Origin of the sequence: Buttiauxella cochleicola (assembly GCF_021282405.1) — a bacterium.
Lineage (GTDB): Bacteria > Pseudomonadota > Gammaproteobacteria > Enterobacterales > Enterobacteriaceae > Buttiauxella > Buttiauxella massiliensis.
Genome location: NZ_JAJSOU010000017.1, coordinates 42,280 through 55,176 on the forward strand (window position 1 = coordinate 42,280; position 12,897 = coordinate 55,176).

The 12,897-nt window shown below is 50.6% G+C and carries 11 protein-coding genes; 5 read left to right on the top strand and 6 right to left on the bottom strand.

All coding sequences use genetic code 11. The features are described from left to right. Positions 1–74: 74 nt before the first annotated feature. Together clcA and erpA are read left to right on the top strand one after the other, a co-directional pair. Positions 75–1,496, top strand: coding sequence for a H(+)/Cl(-) exchange transporter ClcA (clcA, locus tag LVQ79_RS19225; RefSeq protein ID WP_232866178.1), 1,422 nt, complete (start codon positions 75–77; stop codon positions 1,494–1,496). An 82-nt stretch (positions 1,497–1,578) separates the two neighbouring features. After that, the gene (gene erpA / locus LVQ79_RS19230; RefSeq protein WP_034460870.1) at positions 1,579–1,926 is read left to right on the top strand and encodes an iron-sulfur cluster insertion protein ErpA; all 348 of its coding nucleotides are present in this window, start codon (positions 1,579–1,581) and stop codon (positions 1,924–1,926) included. Positions 1,927–2,112: 186 nt separating this feature from the next. Here the strand turns inward: erpA and LVQ79_RS19235 are convergent, their stop codons facing one another. The 3 genes from LVQ79_RS19235 to mtnN are packed head-to-tail and all read right to left on the bottom strand — an operon-like array spanning position 2,113 to position 4,250. Further along, positions 2,113–2,733: a TRIC cation channel family protein gene (locus LVQ79_RS19235; RefSeq protein ID WP_151994993.1), complete on the bottom strand. Its 621-nt coding sequence runs from the start codon at positions 2,731–2,733 to the stop codon at positions 2,113–2,115. Positions 2,734–2,758: 25 nt separating this feature from the next. Continuing rightward, positions 2,759–3,559, bottom strand: a complete 801-nt coding sequence (gene btuF, locus LVQ79_RS19240; protein WP_232866179.1) for a vitamin B12 ABC transporter substrate-binding protein BtuF — start codon at positions 3,557–3,559, stop codon at positions 2,759–2,761. Beyond that, positions 3,552–4,250, bottom strand: a complete 699-nt coding sequence (gene mtnN, locus LVQ79_RS19245) for a 5'-methylthioadenosine/S-adenosylhomocysteine nucleosidase (protein ID WP_134186996.1) — start codon at positions 4,248–4,250, stop codon at positions 3,552–3,554. The genes btuF and mtnN overlap by 8 nt, the downstream gene beginning before the upstream one ends. A gap of 92 nt (positions 4,251–4,342) precedes the next feature. Here mtnN and dgt point away from each other — a divergent pair, with 92 nt between their 5' ends. The 3 genes from dgt (at position 4,343) to LVQ79_RS19260 (ending at position 8,774) form a co-directional block, all read left to right on the top strand. Beyond that, on the top strand, positions 4,343–5,857 hold the full coding sequence (gene dgt / locus LVQ79_RS19250) for a dGTPase (protein ID WP_232866180.1): 1,515 nt from the start codon (positions 4,343–4,345) through the stop codon (positions 5,855–5,857). A 143-nt stretch (positions 5,858–6,000) separates the two neighbouring features. Further along, positions 6,001–7,449 (top strand): serine endoprotease DegP, encoded by a 1,449-nt coding sequence (degP, locus tag LVQ79_RS19255; RefSeq protein ID WP_134186992.1) that lies wholly within the window; start codon positions 6,001–6,003, stop codon positions 7,447–7,449. 167 nt (positions 7,450–7,616) lie between these two features. Continuing rightward, on the top strand, positions 7,617–8,774 hold the full coding sequence (locus LVQ79_RS19260; RefSeq protein WP_034460863.1) for a CdaR family transcriptional regulator: 1,158 nt from the start codon (positions 7,617–7,619) through the stop codon (positions 8,772–8,774). Between the two features lie 31 nt (positions 8,775–8,805). Here LVQ79_RS19260 and LVQ79_RS19265 read toward each other — a convergent pair whose 3' ends face one another. The 3 genes from LVQ79_RS19265 to glnD all read right to left on the bottom strand — a co-directional run bounded on the left by LVQ79_RS19265 (position 8,806) and on the right by glnD (position 12,847). After that, complete coding sequence (locus LVQ79_RS19265; RefSeq protein ID WP_034460862.1) at positions 8,806–9,195, bottom strand: DUF3461 family protein; 390 nt, start codon at positions 9,193–9,195, stop codon at positions 8,806–8,808. Positions 9,196–9,304: 109 nt separating this feature from the next. Continuing rightward, on the bottom strand, positions 9,305–10,129 hold the full coding sequence (gene dapD, locus LVQ79_RS19270; RefSeq protein ID WP_034461055.1) for a 2,3,4,5-tetrahydropyridine-2,6-dicarboxylate N-succinyltransferase: 825 nt from the start codon (positions 10,127–10,129) through the stop codon (positions 9,305–9,307). A gap of 45 nt (positions 10,130–10,174) precedes the next feature. Beyond that, the gene (gene glnD / locus LVQ79_RS19275) at positions 10,175–12,847 is read right to left on the bottom strand and encodes a bifunctional uridylyltransferase/uridylyl-removing protein GlnD (RefSeq protein WP_232866181.1); all 2,673 of its coding nucleotides are present in this window, start codon (positions 12,845–12,847) and stop codon (positions 10,175–10,177) included. Positions 12,848–12,897: the final 50 nt, after the last annotated feature.

Here is a 12,897-nt window from a genome sequence, read left to right on the forward strand (position 1 = left end):
TGAAAGTTTTGCCCAATCGCGTCGAGAGAGTAGAATGCCCCCTCGATTTGTATTACCAATAAATGATTAGCCTAATGAATCACTCCCACCCCTCTTTTGAAGCGCAACAGGTAGTGCGCTTACGTAGGGGCGACATGGTGCGTCGCCTAATTCGACAGGATAAAACTCCAGTCGCTATTCTTTTCATGGCCGCGATAGTAGGGACGTTAGCCGGTTTGGTGGGTGTCGCTTTTGAAAAAGCGGTCACCTGGGTTCAACAAAATCGCCTGGCAATGCTGGCTCATGTGGCTGATCACAGCCTTATTGTCTGGCCGCTGGCATTCATTAGCTCAATGCTTTTGGCAATGGTTGGCTACTATCTGGTGCGCCGTTATGCGCCGGAAGCAGGGGGCTCTGGTATCCCTGAAATTGAAGGGGCACTGGAAGAGTTGCGTCCGGTGCGCTGGTGGCGTGTCATCCCGGTGAAGTTTATCGGTGGCATGGGGACACTCGGAGCTGGCATGGTGCTCGGGCGCGAAGGGCCAACGGTGCAATTAGGTGGGAATATCGGCCGCATGGTGCTGGATATTTTCCGCTTGCGTGGTGCTGAAGCTCGCCATTCACTGTTAGCGACCGGTGCGGCAGCGGGTTTATCCGCTGCATTTAACGCCCCATTGGCGGGGATTCTGTTCATCATCGAAGAGATGCGCCCGCAGTTTCGCTACAACCTGATTTCGATAAAAGCCGTGTTTATCGGCGTGATTATGTCGAGCGTGGTGTTCCGTATTTTTAACGGTGAAAATGCGGTTATCGAAGTCGGGAAACTGGCTAACGCGCCGGTTAACACGCTGTGGCTGTATCTGGTTTTGGGGATGGTATTTGGCATCGTCGGCGTGTTCTTTAACGCGATGGTGTTCCGCACCCAGGATATGTTCCAGCGTATTCACGGCGGCAATCTGAAAAAATGGGTGATTATCGGTGGCTTGCTGGGCGGTATTTGCGGGATCCTTGGTCTTATCCAACCCGCAGCGGCTGGTGGCGGTTTTAATCTGATCCCCATTGCTGCCGCAGGAAATTACACCCTCGGTATGCTGCTGTTTATCTTTATTGCTCGTGTGATTACCACGTTGCTGTGTTTTGCATCCGGCGCGCCTGGTGGGATTTTTGCACCAATGCTCGCTTTGGGTACATTACTTGGCACTGCATTTGGTATGGCGAGTGCGGCCTGGTTCCCGGCCTATCATCTTGAAGTTGGGACATTTGCCATCGCCGGAATGGGGGCGTTGTTTGCCGCATCAGTGCGTGCGCCATTGACCGGAATAGTGTTGGTTCTGGAAATGACTGACAATTATCAGCTCATTCTGCCAATGATTATTACCTGCCTTGGCGCGACACTATTGGCACAATTCCTGGGTGGGAAGCCGCTATACTCCTCGATTCTCGCGCGTACGCTTGCTAAACAGGAAGCGGAAAAGCAGAACAAAGAACAGCAAACCCCTGCCGGGGAGAATACTTGAACGATTTACTCGGGTATTAGATAATGACCCCCAAAGGCTGGGTTAAACTTTACCCGACTTCTTATTTCGTTGGGAGCAAATGATGAGTGATGACGTAGCAGTGCTGCCGTTGCAGTTTACCGAAGCAGCAGCCAATAAAGTAAAAAACCTGATCGCGGATGAAGAGAACCCGAATCTGAAACTGCGCGTATACATCACCGGTGGTGGTTGCAGCGGTTTCCAGTATGGTTTTACCTTTGACGATCAGATTAACGACGGCGATATGACTATCGAGAAGCAAGGCGTTGCGCTGGTAGTTGACCCAATGAGCCTGCAATATCTGGTAGGCGGTGCGGTGGATTACACTGAAGGTCTGGAAGGTTCGCGCTTTGTGGTGACCAACCCGAATGCGAAAAGCACCTGTGGGTGTGGTTCCTCCTTCAGCGTTTAAACCTTCATACTTCAAGCTGCAGATGCGTCGACTGCACCCGTTCGCCCCAGTCACATAGTTATCTATGCTCCTGGGGACTTACGACTTTGTCGACTTTCTGCAACTCGAATTATTCGGTTTAAATGGTTAGTTATAAAAATTCTTGTAGGCCGGATAAGCGAAAGCGTCATCCGGCTTTTTTATTCTCTATTGTCGGTCATCCAACGCAAACGTCGGCAATTTGAGATGCCAACGAATGGCGGCCAGACGGATTGCGAGGGTGACGACCATACCAATCATACTCGCCTGTTCCAGTGGAACGTGGAAGGTGTAATACGCAGTGGCATGCACAATGCCGCCTGCAATACACGCCGTGGCGTAGATTTCGGTACGCAGGATCATCGGGATTTCACGCGCTAAAACGTCACGAATAATCCCACCGCCAACACCGGTCAACACGCCCATGCAGATAGCAATCAGTGGGCTGGTGCCAGCCAGAAACGCTTTATTCACCCCAATACCCACAAACACCGCAAGCCCCACGGCATCGAGCACTGGCAAAATCCATTTTGGTAGCCGACGCGGTTGTCGAATCAACACAATAGTCAGCATACAAGTGACCATTGCGACCACTAAATCGGTTGGGTCTTTAACCCAAAATACCGGGCCATTATCCAGTGCCATATCGCGAATAGTTCCGCCGCCAACTGCTGTCACTACGCCAAGAACCAGAACACCAAACGGGTCCATACGTAGCTTACCTGCCAGCAGTACGCCGGATATTGCAAAGACGGCTGTGCCAATGATGTCCAGCCAATAGACGAGCATGTGGGTGTTATCCTCATAAAAAAGGTTATTTTTCTGCCAGCTCCTCACAGAGCTGTTTTGCGGCGAGGATAATACGTGGGCCTGAGCGACTAAACCAGTCATCATTCACTGCAATAACCGGAATTTTTAGCTGGGTATTCCAGAATTGTTCAACCGGAGGGATTTGCGTTTCATCGCCGGTGATAATAATAGCCTGCGGGCGGCGGCTTAGCACCTGTTCACGACTCACTTGCGGCCATGGAACCCGGCTATCAGCAAAGATATTTTGCCCTGCGCATACTTCCAGAATTTCGTTCTGAATCGAACCACTGCCTGACGTAAATAGCGGCTGCTGGCCAAACTGCAGAAACACTTTTTTCTTCGGGTGCTGAGAATAGTGTGCTTTCAAATCGGCAAACTCTTTTGCCAGTTTATCTGCGGCGTTGTGGGCCGTTTGCGGAGTAGGGCTGTATTGGCTCAATTGACGCAATGCGGCAACCACACCTTCGACCGTTGCCGGATCAAGCCAGACAACTTTAATACCCAATGCTTTTAGTTGGTTGACCTGGCGCTCAGCATTTCCACCGCGCCAGGCAAGAACCACATCAGGTTTTAGCGCCACGATGCGCTCAAGGTTCATTCCCTGCCAGTTTGAGACTTGCTCAAGCTTTTTGGCGGCCTCCGGATAGTCTGACCAGGCGCTGACCGCTACTGGCGTGATACCAGCCGCAAATGCCAGTTCAGTATTGCTCGGCGATAATGAGATAACCCGCGGCGCGGCATTAAGCCACGCCGGGAGACAACACAGAAGCGCGGTGATGCCGCGCCAAAAGTTCTTATTAACCACGAGCCAGTTTCTGCACCAGGTTTTCAACCATCAGCGTGGACTGCTTCGCCGCAACAGCTAAGAACTCTTCGAAGCTCAGATGGGATTGCTGATCGGCAACATCAGAGATCGCGCGCACCACGACAAACGGGGTACCGAAGTTATGGCAAACGTGAGCAACTGCTGTTGCTTCCATTTCCACGGCAACTGCCTGTGGGAAGTTATGGCGGATTTTTGCCAGTGCCACAGAACCGTTAATAAACGCATCACCACTAACAACCAAACCGCGCACAGCGTTCAGGTTCAGCTCGGCAATGCACTCTTCGGCCGCGGCAATCAGTTTGGCGTCAGCAGCAAAACCTGCCGGGCAACCTGGCAGTTGGCCATATTCATAGCCAAAAGCGGTAACGTCTGCGTCGTGGTAACGCACTTCATCAGAAACCACGATATCGCCAACTTTAAGTGTGGATGCGAGACCACCCGCAGAACCGGTGTTGATCACTACATCTGGTTTGCAATGCTCAAGCAGGAGAGTTGCACCCATTGCAGCTGCAACTTTGCCAATACCTGATTTCAGTAAAGCGACTTCAACGCCATTCAGGGAGCCGGTGTAAATTTCACACCCTGCAAGCTTCAGAGTCTGACGGCTTTCAATTTTGTCACGCAGCAGCGTAACTTCTTCTTCCATTGCACCAATGATGCCTACTTTCATAGTGATTCTCGCTAAAGTGTTAAATTACCTTCATAGTCTATCATGGCTGGCATCAAGGAATTAATCCGCTGTTAAAAGGCGCAGGAGAGGGCATGAGTGAGATAGATTTCCGCAAGAAAATTAACTGGCATCGTCGTTTCCGCTCCCCTGAAGGGCAGAAGAACGAACACGAAATCCTGCGAATCTTTGAAAGCGATCGCGGGCGGATCGTTAACTCTCCGGCAATTCGTCGTTTGCAGCAGAAAACTCAAGTTTTCCCTCTGGAGCGTAACGCCTCTGTTCGCACACGTTTGACTCACTCGATGGAAGTTCAGCAAGTCGGGCGCTACATCGCCAAAGAAGTGCTGAGCCGCCTGAAGGAGCAGCAGGATCTCGAGCGCTTTGGGCTGCATGAACTCACCGGCCCGTTTGAAAGCATTGTTGAAATGGCCTGCCTGATGCACGACATCGGCAACCCGCCGTTTGGTCATTTCGGTGAGTCAGCTATTAATGACTGGTTCCGTCAGCGTTTGTTCCCAACAGATGCCGGAAGCCAGCCGCGCAGCGATGATCGTTGCCGGGTTGAAGCTTTACGCCTGCGTGAAGGTGAAGATCAACTGAATGGCTTGCGCCACAAGGTGCGCCAGGATCTTTGTCAGTTCGAAGGAAATGCTCAGGGCATTCGCCTGGTACATAGTCTACTGCGCATGAATCTGACCTGGGCGCAGGTTGGTTGCATTCTCAAATATACGCGCCCGGCCTGGTTTGTTGGCGAGCCGCCGAAAAGCCACGCTTATCTGATGAAAAAACCAGGCTTCTATCTTTCTGAGGAGTCGTACATTGCCCGTTTGCGTACAGAGCTTGAACTGGGAGAATACAGCCGTTTTCCGCTGACATGGATAATGGAAGCTGCGGACGATATTTCATACTGTGTGGCGGATCTGGAAGATGCGGTTGAGAAGCGCATTTTTAGCGTTGAACAACTTTATCAGCACTTATGTGATGCCTGGGGCGAGCATAGCAAAGGCGATCTTTTTGAGCGTGTAGTGGATGAGGCCTGGGAGAAATCCCGTTCAAATCAGATGCGCCGCAGTACCGAAGATCAGTTCTTTATGTATTTGCGCGTCAACACGCTAAACCAGTTGGTGCCTTATGCCGCGCAACGTTTTATCGATAATATCAGCGATATATTTAGCGGCGAGTTCAATCACGCACTACTAGAAGATGACAGCCCCTTTGCACGCCTGTTGGAGCTATATAAGCAGGTTGCATTTAAACATGTATTTAGTCACCCAGAAGTTGAGCAACTTGAGTTACAAGGTTATCGCGTTATCAGTGGCTTACTTGAAATTTACAGTCCATTACTCAATATATCAGTTGAGGATTTTGCTGAACTGGTGGAGAAAGAAAGTTTACGTCGTCTACCGATTGAAACTCGATTGTTCCACAAATTATCGACAAAACATAGGCTTGCGTATGTTGAAGCAGTCAGTAATTTGACGCCGTCAGCCAGTGATTTCCCGGTATGGGAATATTATTACCGCTGTCGTCTAATTCAGGATTATATCAGTGGAATGACGGACTTATTCGCCTGGGATGAGTATCGGCGCCTGATGGCGGTGGAATAAGTTTCTCATTGAGTTTTGTAAAGACGGACAATAAATTTTTACTTTTTCCAGTGACTTATCGGCGGAACTTAGCGCCTCAATTGTCACTCTATATGGGCCTACACAGCAATTTTGCGTGACTTATTAACTTGAGACTGAAATCGATGAAAAAAACAACTTTAGCAATGAGCGCGCTGGCTCTTAGCCTGGGTTTGGCGCTGAGTCCTGTATCTGCAATTGCGGCAGAGACCGCTTCTTCTGTACCTGCAACCGCTGGGCAACCTATGCCAAGCCTTGCGCCGATGCTGGAAAAAGTGATGCCTTCCGTAGTGAGTATTAACGTTGAGGGAAGCACCACTGTTAATACACCGCGTATGGGGCGTAACTTCCAGCAGTTCTTTGGTGATAATTCACCATTCTGTCAGGAAGGCTCTCCATTCCAGAGCTCTCCATTCTGCCAGGGTGGACCAGCTGACCAGGGCCCTCAGGGCGGCGGTCAGCAGCAGAAATTTGCAGCACTGGGTTCTGGTGTAATTATTGACGCCGCTAAAGGCTATGTGGTGACAAACAACCACGTTGTTGATAATGCAACAAAAATTCAGGTTTCCCTGAGTGATGGACGTAAGTTCGAAGCAAAAGTGGTCGGTAAAGATCCACGTTCTGATATCGCACTGTTGCAACTTCAGGATCCGAAAAACCTGACCGCGATAAAAATGGCTGACTCCGACGCACTGCGCGTTGGCGATTACACCGTGGCTATCGGTAACCCGTATGGTCTGGGCGAAACCGTGACCTCCGGTATTGTTTCAGCTTTGGGTCGTAGTGGCCTGAACATTGAAAACTATGAGAACTTTATCCAGACCGATGCGGCAATCAACCGTGGTAACTCCGGTGGTGCACTGGTTAACCTTAATGGTGAGCTGATCGGGATTAACACTGCGATTCTGGCACCAGACGGTGGCAACATCGGTATCGGTTTTGCTATCCCAAGCAACATGGTGAAAAACCTGACCGCGCAGATGGTGCAATACGGCCAGGTTAAGCGTGGCGAACTGGGTATCCTTGGGACTGAGCTGAACTCCGAGTTAGCGAAAGCGATGAAAGTTGATGCGCAACGTGGTGCATTCGTCAGCCAGGTTATGCCGAACTCTTCTGCTGCGAAAGCGGGCGTTAAAGCCGGTGACGTTGTGGTTTCCATGAACGGTAAAGCAATTAGTAGTTTCGCTGCCTTGCGCGCTGAAGTGGGTTCTATGCCAGTCGGCAGCAAATTGACCCTTGGCTTGTTGCGTGATGGCAAACCAGTTTCAGTAAACCTGGAACTGCAACAAAGCAGCCAGACTCAGGTTGATTCAGCCACCATCTTCACTGGTATCGAAGGTGCGGAAATGAGCAACCGCAGCGGTAAAGATGAGAAGGGTGTCATCGTCAATAACGTAAAAGGCAATAGCCCGGCTGCACGTATTGGCCTGAAAAAAGGCGACATCATCATTGGTGTTAACCAGCAGGTTGTAAATAACATCGCTGAACTGCGCAAAATTCTGGACACCAAACCGTCTGTAATGGCGCTTAATATTCAGCGTGGCGACAGCACCATCTATCTGTTGATGCAGTAATTAATTGCCACTAAGTTATCCTTAAACCATCAGGGCCGCAAATTGCGGCCCTTTTTTGTGAGCCTTACCACAACTCCATACTCTTCATCGGTGCTTTGTGCATTCGCACAATGCTGAGGCGATCCATCTCGCCTATGCTAGGCCATTAGCACGACTCAGGAGGACACATGGCAGGCTGGCACCTTGATACCAAAATGGCGCAGGACATTGTGGCGCGTACCATGACCATTATTGATACCAACATAAACGTGATGGATGCGCGTGGGCGAATCATTGGTAGCGGTGATAAAGAACGTATTGGTGAATTGCACGAAGGTGCATTGCTGGTGCTCTCTCAGGGGCGTGTGGTTGATATTGATGATGCCGTGGCCCGGCATCTGCACGGCGTGCGTCAGGGGATTAACCTGCCACTGCGCATCGAAGGTGAAATTGTCGGTGTTATCGGTCTGACAGGGGAGCCGGGTTCGCTGCGTAAGTACGGTGAGCTGGTGTGTATGACGGCGGAGATGATGCTTGAACAATCTCGTCTGATGCACTTGCTGGCACAAGACACTCGTCTGCGTGAGGAGTTAGTGATGAATTTGATTCAGGCCGAAGAACAAACGCCAGCGTTGAGCGAATGGGCACAACGCTTGGGTATCGATCTGAATCAACCTCGTGTGGTCGCCGTTGTGGAAGTAGATAGTGGGCAGCTTGGCGTGGAAAGCGCTATGGAAGAGTTACAGCAGCTGCAAACTGCACTCACGACACCTGAGCGGAATAATTTGATAGCCATTGTGTCGTTAACGGAAATGGTGGTGTTGAAACCTGCGCTAAATCCCTTTGGCCGTTGGGATGCAGAAGATCATCGCAAGCGAGTAGAGCAGCTAATCAACCGTATGAAAGAAAATGGTCAGCTACGCTTTCGCGTCGCACTGGGCAACTATTTTACCGGGCCTGGCAGTATTGCGCGCTCGTATCGAACCGCTCGCACTACCATGATGGTCGGCAAACAGCGTATGCCGGAAAGCAGGGGCTATTTTTATCAGGATTTGATGTTGCCAGTGCTGCTGGATAGTTTGCGGGGCGGCTGGCAGGCGAATGAACTGGCGCGACCTTTAGCTCGCCTGAAATCAATGGATAACAACGGGCTACTGCGCCGAACGTTAAGCGCGTGGTTCCGCCATAACGTACAGCCGCTGGCAACATCTAAGGCATTGTTTATTCATCGTAATACGCTCGAGTACCGACTTAACCGTATTTCGGAATTAACAGGGTTAGATTTAGGGAATTTTGACGATAGATTGCTGCTGTATGTGGCGTTGCAACTGGATGAGCAAAGATAATAAAAGGGCCGGAGATTCCGGCCCTTTTGCATTATTTACCGCGGGTTAACTTTTCAAGATCGGATTCAATTTCACTGATCTTGTGAGCAACTACGGATTCCAGATGGCGAAGATCGTCGAGAATTTTGCGTTTCAGATCCACTTCAGTGCGATCTCGCTGGCAAAGTTGATCTAATTCATCAATTACATAGCGCAGATTCGGGCTGATTTCCTGCACTTCTTTGTAACCCTGGCCGACGCCATCGGCAACGACAGTTTTGCGCTGGCGTGGGTATTTAAACTTCACGCTTTTAGCGAAAAACTCGCCTTTATCCTTCTGGAAATAGATTTTCAGGATATCGTTGTTGGCTTCCTGCCGGAGGCTATAACGATCGATCTCATCAGGATTGGTAATACCCAGACTTTTCAAGTTATCGTACATAGTGTTACCTTTTTCGATATCAGCAATATCAAGATAATTAACGGAAAAATCCTTTTCCGCTAGCCCTAAATGCTAAAAAGGCGGGGAAGCCCGCCTTTTGCACATTTTATTAGTCGATAGTGCGAAGCAGCTCGTTGATTCCAACTTTGCCGCGGGTTTTCGCGTCGACTTTTTTCACGATAACTGCACAGTACAGGCTGTATTTACCATCTTTTGATGGCAAGTTGCCGGAAACAACCACGGAACCTGCTGGTACGCGGCCGTAATGCACTTCGCCGGTTTCACGGTCATAAATACGCGTGCTTTGACCAATGTAAACGCCCATGGAAATCACAGAACCTTCTTCAACGATAACGCCTTCCACAACTTCTGAACGCGCGCCAATGAAGCAGTTATCTTCAATGATAGTTGGGTTAGCCTGTAATGGCTCCAGAACGCCACCGATGCCTACGCCACCAGACAGGTGAACGTTTTTACCAATCTGCGCACAAGAACCGACTGTTGCCCAGGTATCAACCATTGAGCCTTCATCAACGTATGCGCCGATGTTGACGTAAGAAGGCATCAGAACGGTATTACGCGCGATGTATGCGCCCTGGCGAACTGCCGCTGGTGGTACAACGCGGAAACCTTCTTTCTGGAAGCGTGCTTCGTCATAGTTGGCGAATTTCATCGGCACTTTATCGAAGTAGCGGCTTTCGGCACCATCAATAACCTGGTTGTCATTGATACGGAAAGAAAGCAGAACGGCTTTCTTCAGCCATTGGTGGGTAACCCACTGGCCATCAATTTTTTCGGCAACGCGCAGCGCACCGCTGTCGAGCAGGGAGATGACCTGGTTTACCGCTTCACGAGTGACGGTATCAGCATTTGCCGGAGTGATTTCGGCGCGGCGCTCGAAAGCGGTTTCAATTACGTTTTGTAGCTGCTGCATTGGCATTGTGAACATTTTCCTGATTGTGACGAAATTAACAGACTGTTATTTATCGTTTGGATTAAGGGCCGCTGTCAACCGTTGCTGTACTTCCTCTTGCAACTCATTATTAAGAGCACGCCGGTCGGCGGTGGCTATTATAAATAAATCTTCTACTCGCTCGCCAATTGTCGTAATTCTCGCCCCGTAAAGCGAAATTCCGAGATCGGCAAACACTTCTCCCACTCGTGCCAACAAGCCTGGCTGATCCAGAGCAATCAGCTCCAGGAACGTTCTTCGGTCGGTATGCGTTGGCAAGAAATTCACCTCAGTATCGACGGTAAAGTGACGCAGTTTGGCAGACTGGCGGCGCGGTTGAGGTGTTTGCCAGCTTGCCTGCGTAATGGCTTGTTCAATGCTGTGGCGGATAAGGTCATGCCTGTCGGCTGAAAGCGGACTGCCGTCCGGTTCGAGCACAATAAAGGTGTCCATTGCCATGCCGTCGCGCGTAGTAAATATTTGGGCGTCATGAACGCTGAGGTTGCGCCTGTCCAGCTCGGCACAAACAGCGGCGAACAGGTGAGGGCGGTCAGGGCTCCAGATAAAAATCTCTGTGCCACCGCGCGTTGCCTGCGGGCTCAGCAAAATCATCGGTTTGCTGAGGTCGTGCTTGAGCAAGTGGCGCGCATGCCATGCAATTTGGTTTGGCGTGTGGCGAACAAAATAGTTCGCCCGGCAGCGACGCCAGATATTATGCAGTGCCTCTTCGTTGATGTTATCCATACGCAGTAATGCCAGCGCCTGAAGCTGGTGGTGGCGCACACGCTCACGCATATCCGGGCTGTTTTGCATTCCACGGCGCAGCTGTTTTTCGGTAGCGAAATAGAGCTCACGCAACAGGCTCTGTTTCCAGCTATTCCATAAAGTTTCGTTGGTCGCACAGATATCAGCGACGGTCAGGCAGACCAGATAACGCAAACGGTTTTCAGTCTGCACTTCTTCGGCAAACTGCTTAATCACTTCCGGGTCCTGGATATCACGGCGCTGCGCGGTGACCGACATCAGCAAATGTTGGCGCACCAGCCACGCGACAAGCTGCGTCTCGCGAGAGTTCAGCCCATGCAGCTCAGCAAATTTTAAAACGTCCTGTGCGCCGAGAACCGAGTGATCCCCGCCACGGCCTTTGGCGATATCATGGAACAGGGCTGCTATCAGGATCAGCTCCGGATGCGACAGGCGCGGCCAGAGATCGACACATAATGGATGCTTTGGACGAGTTTCTTCTTTCGCGAAGCTTTCCAGTTTTTGCAGCACGCGAATGGTGTGTTCATCGACCGTATAAGCATGGAACAGGTCAAATTGCATTTGCCCGACGATATGTGACCACTGCGGCATATACGCCCACAACACACTGTGACGATGCATTGGCAATAAGGCGCGGCTCACGGCGCCGGGGTGGCGCAATATGGTGAGGAAGAGATCGCGCGCTTCCGGAATGTAGCAAAGCGGCTGTACTAAATGGCGACGCGCATGGCGCAAATGGCGTAGGGTGGTTGAGTAAATTCCGGTGATGTCACGGTTACGCACCATCATGTAAAACATGCGCAAAATAGCCTGCGGTTCACGCATAAATAGCGTTTCATCACGCAGATCAATGAGAGTGCCACGTAACTGGAAGTCATCGTCCAGTGGGCGCGGTTTTTCGCTGGCATCTAGCGCAAGAATCGCTTCATCAAACAGCTGCAACAGCATTTGGTTAAGCTCACCGACGCGACGGGTCACACGATAGAAATCTTTCATCATGTGTTCGACCGGCTGATTGCCTTCACCGTTGTAATCCAGACGCTGAGCAACGCTGAGCTGCCTGTCGAATAACAAACGGTTGTCATAACGATTTACTTCGAGATGCAAAGCGAAGCGAATACGCCACAGCAAGTGTTGGCACTCATCCAGTTCATTTCTTTCCGCTTCGGTTAAAAAACCAAAGCCGACCATTTCACTCATGGACGTGGCGCCAAAGTGGCGACGCGCGACCCATTGCAGCGTGTGGATGTCACGCAAACCGCCGGGGCTGCTTTTGATATCTGGTTCGAGGTTATAACTTGTGCCGTGGTAACGCTGATGACGAACATTTTGCTCATCAATTTTTGCGGCAAAGAACTTGGCGGATGGCCAGAAACCGTCGCTGAAAATGTGTTTTTGCAGTTCAAGGAAGAGTGCGACATCGCCAATTAGTAAGCGCGACTCAATCAGGTTGGTAGCAACCGTTAAATCAGAAAGACCTTCAAGCAGGCACTCTTCAAGCGTGCGTACGCTGTGGCCGACTTCTAATTTTACGTCCCACAACAGTGTGAGAAGTTCACCGATTTTCTGGGATTGCGGCTCGCTCAGACGTTTACGGCTGAGTATCAGCAAATCAATGTCAGATAACGGATGAAGTTCACCGCGCCCGTAACCACCCACCGCGACGAGCGCGGTTTCAGCGATATCACCAAAACCGTAGTTTACCCACAACCGTTGCAGTAACTGGTCGATAAACTCGGTGCGGGCATCGATAAGTTTTTCGGCGGAAATACCGTCGTCGAATGCTGTTCCTAACCATTTCTGGAAGGTATCGAGGCGGGCCTTAATTTCGGCGCAATTAAGCTCTGAATCTGTCCAGTTGACGGGGTATTCAGGTTGCCCGGAAATCTCAGGAAGCACTGTGGTTGCGTACTGCTCGGGTAAGCTCGGTGTCATGTCGCCATCCATAAAAAAAGCCGGCATAAGCCGGCTTCGATTGCTGACTT